The following is a 13355-nucleotide window of genomic DNA, read 5'->3' as shown; positions in this document are numbered from 1 at the left end:
CCCGCCGGGCGACTCGCCGTCGGAGGGGGTCGGCTTCACCCGTTGTTCGCCGGGCATTGCCTGTGCGGCGGCTGAGGACCCACTGTGCTGGGGAGGCGGGCCGCCGGCGAGGGTCGCCGTCCGAGCCCGTGGGGGTCCCGATGAGCCGTACGTCCCGGCTGTCCGCTGCTGCGCTGACAGCCCTGCTCGCCGTTCCGCTGTCCCTGGCCGTCGCCCCGGCGTCGTCCGCCTCCCCGGCGCACGGCTCCGACCACGGTGCCGACGAGGCCGAGGAGCTGTTGGTGATCGGCCACCGGGGAGCCTCCGGCTACCGGCCGGAGCACACGCTCGCCTCCTACGAGCTGGCCGCCCGGATGGGCGCGGACTACATCGAGTGCGACGTGGTCAGCACCGCCGACGCCGTGCTGGTCTGCCGGCACGAGAACGAGATCTCCGGCACCACCGACGTCGCCGACCGCCCGGAGTTCGCCGACCGGCAGACGACCAAGACGGTCGACGGCGTGGAGCTGACCGGCTGGTTCACCGAGGACTTCACGCTGGCGGAGCTGCAGACGCTGCGCGCGGTCGAGCGGCTGCCCGAGCTGCGGGAGGAGAACACCCTCTACGACGGCCTGTTCGAGGTCCCGACCCTGGACGAGTTCTTCGAGCTCCGCGCGGACCTCACCCGGGAGCTGGACCGGGAGATCGGGGCCTACATCGAGACCAAGCACCCGACCTACTTCGACTCGATCGGGCTCTCGCTGGAGGAGCCGCTGCTCGCCGACCTGCGCGAGGCGCACGTCGACCGCCGCCACTCCCCGGTGTTCCTGCAGTCGTTCGAGACCACGAACCTCCGTGAGCTGGACGCAGCCGGGGTGAAGGTGCCGCTGGTGCAGCTGCTGTCGGCCAGCGGCGCTCCGGCCGACCTGGTCGCCGCGGGTATCCCGTTCACCTACGCCGACCTGTCCACCGCCGCCGGTCTGGCCGTGATCGCCCGGTACGCCGACGGGGTGGGCCCGTCGAAGGACCAGGTGATCCCGCTGCTGGAGGACGGCACGCTGGGTGAGCCGACCTCCTTCGTCGCCGACGCCCACGCCGTCGACCTGCTCGTGCACCCGTACACGTTCCGCAACGAGAACGCCTTCCTGCCGGCCGAGCTCGACGAGGGCACCGACCCGGCGGCCTACGGCCAGGCGATCGCCGAGCAGCTGGCGTTCTGGGAGGCCGGCGTGGACGGCATCTTCACCGACAACCCGGACACCGGCGTGCTCACCCGCGACCTGTTCCTGGACGCGGACGTCGAGCTGGCCCCGGCCGCCTGACCCAGCCGCGGGCGGGCCACCCGGCCCGCCCGCGGTCAGGGCGCGCCGAGTGACAGCTCAGCGGGCTTCCCCGGCCCGGGAAGCCCGCTGAGCTGTCACTCGCCGAGTGCGGCGGCGATCCTCGCGAGCAGGTCGGCGGGGGAGTGGAGGTCGGCGGCGGTGACGAACAGGACCCGCCAGCCAGCGGCCTGGAGGGCCTCGATCCGCCGGCGGTCCGCGGCGACGCGGGTGGTGTGCCACGCGCCCTCGTACTCCAGCGCGACGCAGCGCTCCGGCCAGGCGAAGTCGACCCGGGCGAGGAACACCCCGCCGTGCCGGACCACGTGCTGGGCCACCGGTGGTGGCAGCGAGGACCGGGAGAACAGCAGCCGGAGCCGGGTCTCCGGGGGCGAGGCGGCCAGCCCGTCGGCGAGTGAGCACGCCGTCCGGGCCCGGCGGCACCCGCGGCCGGTCAGCTCGGCGGCCGTCAGTCGCAGGGTCGCCAGCGTGGTGGTCCGCGCCGCCACGAACCGGTCCAGCAGGACGACGCCGTCGTCGAGGGGGAGCCGTCCGGCGAGCTCCAGCGCGGTCGTCTCCGGCGCGGTGGCGCGGACCCCCTCGACGGGACGCACCCGCTCTCCGGGGAGGACGCGGCGGCGCACCGCCACCCCGGGAGCGGCGCCACGGGGCGTCCCCGGCGCGACGGTCACCTCCACGTCGTCCTCCGGCCGGGCGAGGTCGGTCAGCCCCCAGAGCACCGCGGCGCTGACCCCGGAGACGACGGCGTGCGGGAGCAGCAGTCGGCCCACCGCCCGGGCGCGGACGGCGTGCGTGACGTCGAGGGTGGCGTCGGCGTAGACGTCGGGGAACAGCCGCACCCAGGCGCCGCTGCGCAGGTCGTCGCGGGTCAGCAGGCCGTCGCGGACGGCTGCCGTGCCGTGGAAGACGCGGCCGCGGAGTCGCTCGGGACGGCGGGTCGGGCGGGGCACAGCCGCACCCTGCCGCAGCAGGGCAGGTCGCCGCTGCCGCCGTCCACAGCCGGTGAGTGACAGCCCAGTGGGCTTCCCCGGCCCGGGAAGCCCGCTGAGCTGTCACTCGGTGCGGGTGGCTACGCCTCGTCGTTCAGGTGGCGCAGCAGGGTCTCGCCGATGTCCTGCATCGCGGCGACCTGCTCCGGGCTGAGCTGGTCGAACAGGTGGCTGCGCACGCTCTCCACGTGCACCGGTGCCGCGCCCTCCAGGGCTGCGAACCCCTCGTCGGTGAGGACGGCGAGCTGCCCGCGCCCGTCCTCGGGGCAGACCTGCCGACGGACCCACCCGCGTTCTTCGAGCCGGGAGACCGCGTGGGACAGTCGGCTGCGGGAGGACAGGCAGCGTTCGGCGAGCTGGCTCATCCGCAGCTGCCGGCCCTCGGTCTCCGACAGCTGGACGAGGATCTCGTAGTACGCGTGCGAGATGCCCGTCTCCCGGGTCAGCTCGCGGTCGAGCCGGTCGTCGAGCAACATCCAGCTGTACAGCCAGGCGCGCCAGGCGCGCTGTTCCTCGGCGTCCAGCCAGCGCGTCGGGGCGGGCGGGACCGGGGCAGCTGCACCCGCTGCCCGCGCCGCGGGGGACACGTCACTCGTCATGGTGCGAGGGTACTGGCGGAATACTCAAGCATTCAACTACGCTACCGCCGGACGCAGACAGTCAAACGCTCAACCACTCGGAGGTCACCATGGCCAGCACCACCCAGATCCCCGGCTACGTCGTCGGCACGTGGGACATCGACGCCTCCCACTCCACGGTGGGCTTCTCGGTCCGCCACATGATGGTCAGCAAGGTCCGCGGCTACTTCCGCGAGTTCTCCGGCGAGATCGTCACCGCCGAGGACCCGTCGCAGTCCACAGTGCACGCCACGATCGACATGGACTCGATCGACACCCGCCAGGAGCAGCGCGACGCGCACATCAAGTCCGCGGACTTCTTCGACGTCGGCAACCACACGGTCATGGAGTTCCGCTCCACCGGCGTGCGCAACAAGGGCGAGGACTGGGTCGTCGAGGGCAACCTGACGATCAAGGGCATCACCAAGCCGGTCACCCTGGCCCTGGAGCTCAACGGCTTCGGCCCGGACGCCTACGGCGGCACGCGCGCCGGCTTCTCCGGCAAGACCTCCATCTCCCGCAAGGAGTTCGGCGTGGACATCGACATGCCGATGGACGGTGGCGGCGTCGTCGTCGGCGACAAGATCGAGGTCGAGCTCGAGATCGAGGGCGTGCTCCGCGCCGCCTGATCAAGGACCCCCGCAGAGGGGGCCGTGCACTGCAGCAGAGCTCTCACCCGGCTGGGTGGGAGCTCTGCTGCGTCTCAGGGCAGGCGCTGCTGACCGGTCTGCCGCCGGCCCTCCGCCAGCAATGCGCCCAGCCGTTCGCCGGTCACCGGCGGGCAGAGGTGGTGGCCCTGGGCGTAGGTGCACCCCACCCGGCGGGCCAGCTCCAGCTGCTCGGCGGTCTCCACCCCTTCGGCGAGCACCGCCATGTCCAGCGCCGCACCCAGGGCGGCGACCGCGCCGAGGAGCGCCTCGGGAGCCGTGGCGGCGGCCGGCAGGGGGCCGGCGACGAGCGCGCGGTCCACCTTGAGCACGTCCGCGGGCAGCGAGGCCACCGCCGCCAGGGAGCTGTACCCGGCTCCGAAGTCGTCGATGGCGATCCGGACGCCGTGGGCGCGCAGTGCACGGAACTGGGCCACCGCGTGCTCGGGATCGCGTGCCAGCGCCGTCTCGGTCAGCTCCAGCACGAGGCTCCCCGGGTCCAGGTCGCGCTCGGCCAGCGCCTCGAGGACGTCGTCGACCAGTGTCCCGGCGGAGAGGTGGACGGCGCTCACGTTGACCGCCACGGCCAGCTGGTGGCCCTGGGCCCGCCACACCTCGGCCTGGTCGATCGCCGTCCGCAGCAGCCAGCGGGTGATCGGCACGATCACCCCGGTCTCCTCGGCGATCGGGACGAACCCGGCGGGCTCGAGTCGGCCGCGGTGCGGGTGGTCCCATCGCAGGAGCGCCTCGCACCCGGTCACCTCGCCGCTGGACAGGTGCACCACCGGCTGCCAGCACACGGTCAGCTGGTCCAGCGCTGCCGCGTTCCGCAGGTGGCTGACCACCTGCCACCGGTCCTCCAGACTCGCGCGCAGGGCCGGGGTGAAGTGCAGGTGCTGGTCCCGGCCGTCGGACTTCGCTGCGTACATCGCGGCGTCGGCGTCCCGGAGCAGGTCCTCGGGCCCGGTGTGCGCCGGGTCGGAGGTGGCCGTCCCGATGCTGGCGGTCAACGACAGTCGGGTCCCGGCCAGCTCGAAGGGGTCGTCGAAGACGGCGCGGAACCGCCGGGCCAGCAGCTCCCCGGCTCCGGCGTCGCAGTCGCGGGCGACGACGACGAACTCGTCGCCGCCGAGCCGGCCGACCACGTCCGTGGCGCGGGTCCGCCGGGACAGCCGCGCCGCCAGCTCCTGCAGCAGCAGGTCCCCGACCGAGTGCCCGAGCGAGTCGTTGACCTGCTTGAACCCGTCGACGTCCAGGTACAGGACGGTCACCGGGCCGCCGTCCTCGGCCAGCGCCCCGGCGATCGTCTCGTGCAGTGCGGCCCGGTTGGGCAGCTCGGTGAGGTGGTCGTGGCGGGCCTGCCAGGCGGCCTGCTGTTCGGCGCGCACCCGGTCCGTGATGTCGGTGTGGGTGACGACGAGGCCCGGTCCGCCGTCCACCGGGAAGGCCTGCAGGTGCCACCAGCTGCCGGGCGGTTCGGTGCCGGCGGCGTGCGGCGGGCAGTAGTCGAAGGAGAAGGACGGCGCCCGCCGCTCCAGCACCGACTCCAGGCCCTCGACCGCGATCCGGGCGTCGGGGTCGCCCGTGGCGGCCAGCGCCCGGCAGGCGGCCAGGTAGTCGTCGCCGGTCTGGCACGCGGCCGGCCGCCCCGCCGTCGTCGTCCCCAGGGCCCAGGCCGCGTTGGTGGTCAGGATCTTCCCGTCGCCGTCGAGGATGGCCGTGCGGGCCGGCAGTGCGTTGAGCACCGCCCGGACGAGCGAGGACTCCGCGGCGCGCTCCTCGTCCAGGGTGCGGCGTTCGTGCACGTCGCGGAAGAACAGGACCAGGTCGTCGAGGACGGGGTAGGTGCGCACCTCGAACCACCGGTCCAGCGGTTCGTAGAAGAACTCCAGCTGCTGGCTCACACCCGTCGCCCGGGCCAGGCGGACCGACTCCTGCCATGCGGCGCCGGGCCGGTCCGGGAACTGGGTCCACAGCACCTGGCCGACGAGCTCGGCGGCCGTCCGCTCCAACAGCCGCTCGGCGGCGGCGTTGACCCAGGTGTAGCGGTACTCGGCGTCGAGGAAGCAGACCGCCTCGCTGATCGAGGTCAGCGCCTCCGTCGTCCGCGCGCGCCAGGACCCGTCGGCCACCCACGGTGGTGGCTCGGCGTGCTGGGCCATCGGCGACTCCTCGCACCGTCCGACTGACTCGGACGGCGAACCGTACCGCCCAGGACCACCGATCAGGCTGCGCTGCGCTCGGCCGCTCGCAGGGAAGGCGCAGGTCGACGACGGACCTCCGCTGCCGCGGACGCCGTCGCCCGGGACCGACCCCATCGGTCCGCGGACGCTGGGACACTGGGCGACATGTCGACCTCGACCCTCAGTCGCGTGCAGACCCGCTTCCCGTCGGCCGTCGCGGTGGCCGTCGGGCTGGCCGCCGGGTTCGGCGTGGCCCAGGGCACCGGCGTGCGGGCGCTCGGCGGCGTCGTGTTCGCCGCGGGGGGCCTGGCCGCCGGCTGGCTCTGGTACCGCCGTCGCGGGGCGGCGATCGCCGCCGCGCTGGCGGCCGGCTACGTGGCCGCCTTCGTCCTGGCGCACGTGCTGGCGATCGGCGTCGGCTGGCCGGCCTGGCTGGCGGTCGGGCTGGTCACGGTGGTCGCCGCCGCGGTGTCCTGGGTGGTGGCAGACCGCCTGTCGTCGTGAGGCCTCGGTCCAGAGGCTCGTCCCGAGCTTGCGAGGGATGAGGGGGACCGAGGTCCTTCGAGAGTGGTAGACCGGTCACAGCCGCTCGGCGGGGGGCCGTCGTCCCCTACCATGGGAAGGTCTCGGCCGCCCGTGCCGTTGCACCTGTCGCGCGCCGCTGCGCGCAGACCCCCACGCGATCCCCCGAGGTGCCTCTCCGCATGCCCACCCGCAACGACCTGCGCAACGTGGCGATCATCGCCCACGTCGACCACGGCAAGACCACCCTGGTCGACGCCCTGCTCCGGCAGGCCGGTGCCCTCGGGCGCTCGAAGGGCGAGGGGACGGACAACGACTCGACGCAGGACCGGGTCATGGACTCCGGCGAGCTCGAGCGCGAGCGCGGGATCACCATCCTCGCCAAGAACACCGCGATCCGCCTCGCCGACGAGGACGGCAACCCCGTCGTCGTGAACATCGTCGACACCCCGGGCCACGCCGACTTCGGTGGCGAGGTGGAGCGTGCGCTGTCGATGGTGGACGGTGTCGTGCTGCTCGTCGACGCCTCCGAGGGCCCGCTGCCGCAGACCCGGTTCGTGCTCCGCAAGGCGCTGGCGAAGGGGATGCCGGTCATCCTCGCGGTCAACAAGACCGACCGGCAGGACGCCCGCATCGAGGAGGTCGTCGACGAGACCTACGAGCTGTTCATGGAGCTGCTCGAGGACGCCGGCCTGCCCGCGGAGACCCTCGAGTTCCCGATCGTCTACTGCAACGGCCGTACCGGCCAGGCGTCGCTGAACAAGCCCGAGAACGGCACCGTCCCGGACAGTCCGGACCTCGGCCCGCTGGTCAAGACGCTGTTGGACACCGTGCCGGCGCCGGTCTACGACGCCGAGGAGCCGCTGCGCGCGCAGGTCACCAACCTCGACGCCTCGCCGTTCCTGGGCCGGCTGGCGCTGCTGCGCATCCACTCCGGTGAGATGAAGCGGGGCCAGCAGGTGGCCTGGTGCAAGGCCGACGGCACCATCACCCGCACCAAGATCACCGAGCTGCTGGTCACCGAGGGCCTCACCCGCACCCCGGCCGACAGCGCTGGCCCCGGCGACTTGATCGCCATCGCCGGCATCGAGGACATCATGATCGGCGACACCCTCGCCGACCCGAACGACCCGCGCCCGCTGCCGGCGATCACCGTCGACGAGCCGTCGATCTCGATCACCATCGGCATCAACACCAGCCCCATCTCGGGCAAGTCGGGCAAGAAGCTCACCGCCCGGCTGATCAAGAACCGGCTCGACCAGGAGCTCGTCGGCAACGTCTCGGTGCGGATGCTGCCCACCGAGCGCCCCGACACCTGGGAGATGCAGGGCCGCGGCGAGCTGGCGCTGGCGATCCTGGTCGAGCAGCTGCGCCGCGAGGAGTTCGAGCTCACCGTCGGCCGTCCGCAGGTGGTCACCAAGGAGATCGACGGCAAGCTGCACGAGCCGGTCGAGCGGGTCACCATCGACACCCCGGGTGAGTACGTCGGCACCCTGACCCAGGCCCTGGCCGTCCGGCGCGGGCGGCTGGAGAACCTCGTGCACCACGACACCGGCTGGGCGCGGATGGAGTACATCGTCCCCTCGCGTGGCCTGATCGGGTTCCGCACCGAGTTCCTCACCGAGACCCGCGGCACCGGCGTGCTGAACCACAACCTCGAAGGCTACGAGCCGTGGCTGGGCGACATGCGCGCGCGCCCGACCGGCTCGCTGGTGGCCGACCGCACCGGCGTGGCGACGACGTACTCGATGTTCTCGCTGCAGGAGCGCGGCCAGATGATGGTCGAGCCGGGCACGGCGGTCTACGAGGGCATGGTCATCGGTGAGAACTCGCGTCCGGACGACATGGACGTGAACATCACCAAGGAGAAGAAGCTCACCAACATGCGCAAGGCCACCTCCGAGGAGCTGGAGCGGCTCATCCCGCCGAGGCTGCTCAACCTGGAGCAGGCGCTGGAGTTCTGTGCCGAGGACGAGTGCGTGGAGGTCACGCCGGGCGCCGTCCGGGTGCGCAAGGTGGAGCTGGACCAGACGATCCGCGGTCGGTCCCGGAACCGGAAGCCCAAGCCCTGACGAAGGACCCCCTCGCCCCCCACCGCTCGCAGGCGGGGGCGAGGGGGTCGGGCGAGCTGACCGACGCCGTCGTCCCCTCGGGGGGCGGCGGCGTTCGTCGTCCCGGGGGCGGCGCGCCGACGAGGTCTGCTGAGACGGGTGGGGTCTCTGTGTCGAGAGTTGCCGCTCGATCACGGTTCGTGATGGCCCGCCGAGCGACGCGGCAGGGTTCGACGGCTCTCCTCGTGGCGCGCCGGGGTGTCGCGGCGGCAGTCGTACGTTCCGGTCCGGAGAGGTGTGCGCGGCAGGGGGAGGCCGGGCGCACCTGGGGGAACGGTGTGAGAGGTGGTCGGGGAGCCGATGACGGTCCAGCGGGCAGCAGGTTTCCGGAACGGGATCGACGTGCGGGTGCGGCTGCGCCCGGCGACGGCAGCGACCGACGGGACGTTCGACGGCGCGTGGTGGCCACGCAGCCGACTGCTCTCCGTCGAACTGCCCGAGCTGGCGGCGGCGCTGCAGAGCCTGGGCGTGCGGATCGACCGCTTCACCTACGCCGTGGGCGCCTGGGACGAGCCGCCGGCCCGCAAGATGCTGATCGGCGACCGCACCGTGCGCACCGGCGGGTTCGCGAGCATGGACCACCAGCTGGTCTCCCTCACCGTCGACGGCGAGCGTCGGGTGGACCTGCTCGTGGTGCCGCCGGAGGCCGACGCGCTCACCGGCGTCCGGGCGCTCCGGCTGGCCGGCCTGCGTGAGGACACCGGCAACCCGCAGCGCGGGCTGCTCACCGCCCCGTCCCGGTCGCAGGTCGTCCCGCTGACCGGCGTCCGCGCCGGCTGACGAGGTCGCGCCCGGCACCCTGAGCCGGGTGGCCGACCGTCCGGCCGTGCCGCGACCCGGCTCCCCGGACGGTGCGGCGGCTCCACCCGGACCGGCAGTGCGCCGAAAGCGAACCGGCTGGACGGCGGCCGGACGGCTGCGCTGAGGTCGGGGCATGCGACTCCTCGTCCTCGGCGGCACGCACTTCCTCGGCCGGCACGTCGTCTCCGCGGCGCTGGACCGGGGTCACGAGGTGGCCACGTTCACCCGCGGCGTCTCCGGCGCCCCGCCGGCCGGCGCCCGGGCACTCACCGGTGACCGGGACGACCTCGCCGCCCTGCCGACGGCGCTGGACGGCTGGCGCCCCGAGCTGGTCGTCGACACCTCCTGCCAGACCCGCGCGGCGGCCGAGCACGCAGCGGCCGCGCTCGCCGACGTCGCCGGCTACGCCTTCGTCAGCAGCCTGAACGCCTACCGGGACTGGCCGCCGGGGCCGATCGCCGGCGAGCGGGAGCCGACCTGGGGCTCCGACGAGGACAGCTACGGGCCGGTGAAGGCGCACGCCGAGCGGGTGCTGGGCGCGGTGCTGGGGGAGCGGTTCCTGACCGCCAGGGCCGGGCTGATCGTCGGGCCGCACGATCCCCTCCATCGGCTGGGCTGGTGGCTGGACCGGATCGCCGCCGGTGGGCGGGTCGTCGTCCCGGCCGAGGGGCTGGACCAGCCGATCGCCCTGGTCGACGCCCGCGACCTGGCCGGATGGCTGGTCGAGCTGGCCGAGCGCGGGCAGGACGGCCCGGTCAACGCCACCGGTCCGGCCGGGATGACGACGTTCGGCGGGCTGCTGGACACCTGTCGCGAGGTCACCGGCGGCGAGGCGGAGTGGGTGCCGGTGCCCGAGGCGGACCTGCTGTCGGCCGGCGTCCAGGAGTGGACGCACCTGCCGCTGTGGCTGGCCGCCGGCACCGCCCGCACCGCCTGGGACGTCGACACCACCCGGGCCCGGGAACTCGGTCTGCCCACCCGCCCGGTGCGCGACTCGGTCGCCGACACCTGGGCCTGGATGCAGACCGGTGACCGCCCGCAGCTCCCGGCCGGCCGGGAGCTGCCGGGCCTGCCTCCCGACCTGGAGCAGCGGCTGCTGGCGTCTGCGGGTTGACCCGGCCCGGCGGCGGCCGGCCCGTCGGCTCAGCTCCGGCGGCGGACCCGCACCACCTCGTCGGTGTGGTGGTGGCCGTTCTCGCCGGCCGGCCGCGGCTGGCTGCCGGCCAGGACGACGTCCCACTCCTGCAGGTCCAGGTCGGCGAGGACGTCGGCGGCCGCGGCGAAGCGGTCCGCGCCCCACAGGGCGGCGCGCTCCTCGTCGTATCCGTGACCGACCCACAGCAGCGTGCCGCCCGGGGCGACGGCCGCAGCCAGCCGGGGCACCAGCATGCGGCGCACCGCGGCCTCCGGGTGCAGGAAGTGGGCGGTGACCAGGTCGAACGCCGCGGCGGCGGGCTCCCAGGTGGCGACGTCGCCCTGCACCCAGGTCACCCGGTCGCCGAGCCCGGCGGCGGAGGCCTGGGCGGCGCCGCGGTCGAGGGCGGTCTGCGACCAGTCGAGGCCGGTCACCCGCCAGTCGCGGGAGGCCAGCCACAGGGTGTCGCCGCCCTCGCCGCAGCCGACGTCCAGGGCCCGCCCCGGGGGCAGGTCGGCCGCCTGGGCGGCGAGCGTGGGGTTGACCCGGCCGCTCCAGAGCGCCGCCGCAGCGGCGTAGCGCTCCTCCCACGAGGCGTGGTCGGATCCGGTGTTCGCCGGCTGCTGCTGGTGGTCGTGCACCGTTCCTCCTCAGATCCCGTGCCGGCGGTCGCCGAGCACCTGGTCGCACAGCTCCCGCTCGACGGCGGGGGAGAAGACCCGGCGTCCGGCCACGGCCCGGCGGGTGTCCTCCATGATCAGGTCGGCGTTGACCGCCGCCCCGGCGGTGAGCCCGGCCGCGGCCGAGCTGATCACCTGGGCCTTGATGTCGGTGACGTTCCCGGCCGCCCACACCCCGGGGACGGCGGTCGCGCCGGTCCCGTCCACCGGCACCCCGCTGCCCATCACCAGCTCGCCCATCCGCTGCTCGACCGCCTCGAGCCCCAGCGACTCCAGGACGCCGGCCCGTGCGGTGAACCGCGGGGCCACCACCACCGCGTCGCGGGCGAAGACCGTGCCGTCGTCGAGCCGGACGCCGGTCAGTCGCCCGTCGACGGACTCCAGGCCGGCGACCTCACCGACGACCACGCTGATGCCCCGCGCGGCCAGCTGCTCCCACTCCTCCTCGGTGGGCTGCGGGCCGGTGTGCAGGAAGAGGGTGACGTCGGCGCTCCACTGCCGCCACATCAGCGCCTGGTGCACGGCGGCTGAACTGGTGGCCAGCACGCCGATCGCCTGGTCGCGCACCTCCCAGCCGTGGCAGTACGGGCAGTGCAGGACGGCGCTGCCCCAGAGCTCGCGCACCCCCGGGACGTCGGGCAGCTCGTCGACCAGCCCGGTGGTCACCAGCAGCCGCCGGCTGCGCACCGCCCGCCCGTCGGCCAGCCGCACCTCGAAGCCGCCGTCGACCGGGGCGGCGGAGGTGACCTCGCCGTCGGTGAACTCCCCGCCGTAGCCGGCCACCTCGCCGCGGCCGATCGCCAGCAGCTCGCGCGGCGGCGTGCCCTCGCGGCCCAGGTAGTTGTGTGCGTGCGCGGCGGGGGCGTTGCGGGGAGCCCCGCCGTCCACCACCAGCACCGATCGGCGGGCGCGGCTGAGCGCCAGCGCACCGCTGAGGCCGGCGGCTCCACCGCCGACCACCACCACGTCGTACTCCGTCTCCACCGTGCGCTCCTCTGCTCGGACGGCGGGTCACCGGGGTGGTGACCCGCCAGGTCCGACAGTGCGCCGGGGGAGACGGAAGTGGCAAGGATCCTTGCCGCTATGGCAAAGGGGTCAGCGGTGCGTACGGCCCACGGGGAGGTCGTCGGAGTCGACCGGCGCCACCTGGTTGGGGTGCGCCCGGCGCTCGGCCCGGGCCGCCCGCTCCTGCTCGGCCAGCTGCTCCGCCTCGGCGACCAGCGCCTCGGCCGCCTCCTGCGCACGCTCCCTGCGGTACTCGCGGAACGACCAGACCACCGCCGCCGCCCAGGTCACGTAGACGACCGCGAGCACCGCGTACCGGACCGGGTCGCTGGCGCCGACCCAGTCGCTGCTGAGCAGGCTCGTCGCGTTGGTGGCGACGATCATGCCGCCGACCCCGGCGCCCAGCAGTCGCGGCGGGACGAAGCGGACCAGCCAGGCGGCCAGCGGTGCCGCGACCAGGCCGCCGGCCAGCAGGCCGAGCACCCAGAACGCGTTGATGCCCTGGCTGCCGAGGGCGAAGAGGAAGCCCAGGCTCGCGGCGAGGGAGACCAGGAACTCCGAGGTGTCGACCGAGCCGATCGTCTTGCGCGGCTCCATCCGGCCGCTGGCCAGGATGGCCGGGGTGCTGACCGGGCCCCAGCCGCCACCGCCGGTGGCGTCGATGAAGCCGGCGGTCAGGCCGAGCGGGGCGAGGAACCGGGCGCGCATCGGCTTGCCCAGCTGGCGCCGGTCGAGGCCGCGCAGGGTGAAGCGGGCCAGCAGGTAGAGCCCCAGGCCCAGCAGGATCAGCGACATCACCGGCCCGGCGACGGCGGTGGAGATGTTCGACAGCACGGTCGCACCGGCGAAGGCACCGATCGCGCCCGGGACGCCGATCTTGGCGACGACCTTCCAGTCGACGTTGCCGAACTTCCAGTGCGACAGACCCGAGGCGAGGTTGGTGCCGATCTCGGCGAGGTGCACCGTGGCCGAGGCGGTGGCCGGGTTGGTGCCGATGGCGAGCAGCAGCGTCGTCGAGGTGACGCCGTAGCCCATGCCCAGGCTGCCGTCGACGAGCTGGGCGCCGAGGCCCGCGAGGGCGAGCAGGATCAGGGTCTTCACGAGGGAGTGCTCCGGGTTCCAGGGTGCGGGCGCGCCGGGTGAGGGCGCAGCGGACCGCGGTGGACGAGGGGCGCCGGACGGCGCGGGAGGTCAGCGGGCCGGACAGGCGGCGGTGCTGACCCGGAGCAGGTCGACGTGCAGGCGGCTCACCAGGAAGGCGCCGGGGAGGGCGGACGGGAGGCGGGTGGGGAGCCCACCGGTGCTCGCCGTCGTCGTCACGCCGACATTCCTACCATGTTGGTAGA

13 protein-coding genes are annotated in these 13355 nt (G+C 74.1%); 6 read left to right on the top strand and 7 right to left on the bottom strand.

Going from position 1 to position 13355, the window contains the following annotated elements; all coding sequences use genetic code 11:
- Positions 1–140 precede the first annotated feature (140 nt).
- A complete protein-coding gene (locus O2W15_RS01755) occupies positions 141–1301 on the top strand; it encodes a glycerophosphodiester phosphodiesterase (RefSeq protein ID WP_269178141.1) in 1161 nt (386 codons plus the stop codon).
- Positions 1302–1396: 95 nt separating this feature from the next.
- Here O2W15_RS01755 and O2W15_RS01750 read toward each other — a convergent pair whose 3' ends face one another.
- On the bottom strand, positions 1397–2269 hold the full coding sequence (locus tag O2W15_RS01750; RefSeq protein WP_269178140.1) for a type IV toxin-antitoxin system AbiEi family antitoxin: 873 nt from the start codon (positions 2267–2269) through the stop codon (positions 1397–1399).
- Positions 2270–2388: 119 nt separating this feature from the next.
- Positions 2389–2907 (bottom strand): MarR family winged helix-turn-helix transcriptional regulator, encoded by a 519-nt coding sequence (locus O2W15_RS01745; protein WP_269178139.1) that lies wholly within the window; start codon positions 2905–2907, stop codon positions 2389–2391.
- Between the two features lie 89 nt (positions 2908–2996).
- Here O2W15_RS01745 and O2W15_RS01740 point away from each other — a divergent pair, with 89 nt between their 5' ends.
- On the top strand, positions 2997–3554 hold the full coding sequence (locus O2W15_RS01740; RefSeq protein ID WP_269178138.1) for a YceI family protein: 558 nt from the start codon (positions 2997–2999) through the stop codon (positions 3552–3554).
- Positions 3555–3628: 74 nt separating this feature from the next.
- On the opposite strand, the gene O2W15_RS01735 is transcribed toward O2W15_RS01740, so the two are convergent.
- Entirely contained in the window at positions 3629–5734 is a 2106-nt protein-coding gene (locus tag O2W15_RS01735) for a putative bifunctional diguanylate cyclase/phosphodiesterase (protein ID WP_269178137.1), read from the bottom strand.
- 186 nt (positions 5735–5920) lie between these two features.
- Here O2W15_RS01735 and O2W15_RS01730 point away from each other — a divergent pair, with 186 nt between their 5' ends.
- The 4 genes from O2W15_RS01730 to O2W15_RS01715 all read left to right on the top strand — a co-directional run bounded on the left by O2W15_RS01730 (position 5921) and on the right by O2W15_RS01715 (position 10303).
- Positions 5921–6259, top strand: coding sequence for a hypothetical protein (locus O2W15_RS01730; RefSeq protein WP_269178136.1), 339 nt, complete (start codon positions 5921–5923; stop codon positions 6257–6259).
- A gap of 200 nt (positions 6260–6459) precedes the next feature.
- A complete protein-coding gene (gene typA, locus O2W15_RS01725; protein WP_269164777.1) occupies positions 6460–8349 on the top strand; it encodes a translational GTPase TypA in 1890 nt (629 codons plus the stop codon).
- A 339-nt stretch (positions 8350–8688) separates the two neighbouring features.
- The gene (locus tag O2W15_RS01720) at positions 8689–9168 is read left to right on the top strand and encodes a DUF5994 family protein (protein ID WP_269164776.1); all 480 of its coding nucleotides are present in this window, start codon (positions 8689–8691) and stop codon (positions 9166–9168) included.
- A gap of 154 nt (positions 9169–9322) precedes the next feature.
- Positions 9323–10303: an NAD-dependent epimerase/dehydratase family protein gene (locus O2W15_RS01715; protein WP_269178135.1), complete on the top strand. Its 981-nt coding sequence runs from the start codon at positions 9323–9325 to the stop codon at positions 10301–10303.
- 29 nt (positions 10304–10332) lie between these two features.
- Here the strand turns inward: O2W15_RS01715 and O2W15_RS01710 are convergent, their stop codons facing one another.
- The 4 genes from O2W15_RS01710 to O2W15_RS01695 all read right to left on the bottom strand — a co-directional run bounded on the left by O2W15_RS01710 (position 10333) and on the right by O2W15_RS01695 (position 13329).
- Entirely contained in the window at positions 10333–10965 is a 633-nt protein-coding gene (locus O2W15_RS01710; RefSeq protein WP_269178134.1) for a class I SAM-dependent methyltransferase, read from the bottom strand.
- 9 nt (positions 10966–10974) lie between these two features.
- Positions 10975–11988, bottom strand: a complete 1014-nt coding sequence (locus tag O2W15_RS01705) for an NAD(P)/FAD-dependent oxidoreductase (RefSeq protein ID WP_269178133.1) — start codon at positions 11986–11988, stop codon at positions 10975–10977.
- A gap of 111 nt (positions 11989–12099) precedes the next feature.
- A complete protein-coding gene (locus O2W15_RS01700; protein ID WP_269178132.1) occupies positions 12100–13110 on the bottom strand; it encodes a sulfite exporter TauE/SafE family protein in 1011 nt (336 codons plus the stop codon).
- Positions 13111–13200: 90 nt separating this feature from the next.
- Positions 13201–13329 carry a putative leader peptide gene (locus O2W15_RS01695; RefSeq protein WP_269164771.1) on the bottom strand — a complete coding sequence of 43 codons (129 nt, stop codon included), beginning with the start codon at positions 13327–13329 and terminating at the stop codon, positions 13201–13203.
- Positions 13330–13355: the final 26 nt, after the last annotated feature.

Origin of the sequence: Modestobacter sp. VKM Ac-2979 (genome assembly GCF_026967995.1) — a bacterium.
Classification (GTDB): Bacteria; Actinomycetota; Actinomycetes; order Mycobacteriales; family Geodermatophilaceae; genus Modestobacter.
Note: the sequence above shows the minus strand (reverse complement) of the source record. Positions and strands in the feature narration are given on the sequence as shown.

Excerpts from the sequence above, each read along its gene's own strand:
- O2W15_RS01740 (WP_269178138.1), top strand. The coding sequence starts at position 2,997 with ATGGCCAGCACCACCCAGATCCCCGGCTACGTCGTCGGCACGTGGGAC.
- O2W15_RS01720 (WP_269164776.1), top strand. The coding sequence starts at position 8,689 with ATGACGGTCCAGCGGGCAGCAGGTTTCCGGAACGGGATCGACGTGCGG.
- O2W15_RS01730 (WP_269178136.1), top strand. The coding sequence starts at position 5,921 with ATGTCGACCTCGACCCTCAGTCGCGTGCAGACCCGCTTCCCGTCGGCC.
- O2W15_RS01735 (WP_269178137.1), bottom strand. The coding sequence starts at position 5,734 with ATGGCCCAGCACGCCGAGCCACCACCGTGGGTGGCCGACGGGTCCTGG.
- O2W15_RS01715 (WP_269178135.1), top strand. The coding sequence starts at position 9,323 with ATGCGACTCCTCGTCCTCGGCGGCACGCACTTCCTCGGCCGGCACGTC.
- O2W15_RS01755 (WP_269178141.1), top strand. The coding sequence starts at position 141 with ATGAGCCGTACGTCCCGGCTGTCCGCTGCTGCGCTGACAGCCCTGCTC.
- typA (WP_269164777.1), top strand. The coding sequence starts at position 6,460 with ATGCCCACCCGCAACGACCTGCGCAACGTGGCGATCATCGCCCACGTC.
- O2W15_RS01745 (WP_269178139.1), bottom strand. The coding sequence starts at position 2,907 with ATGACGAGTGACGTGTCCCCCGCGGCGCGGGCAGCGGGTGCAGCTGCC.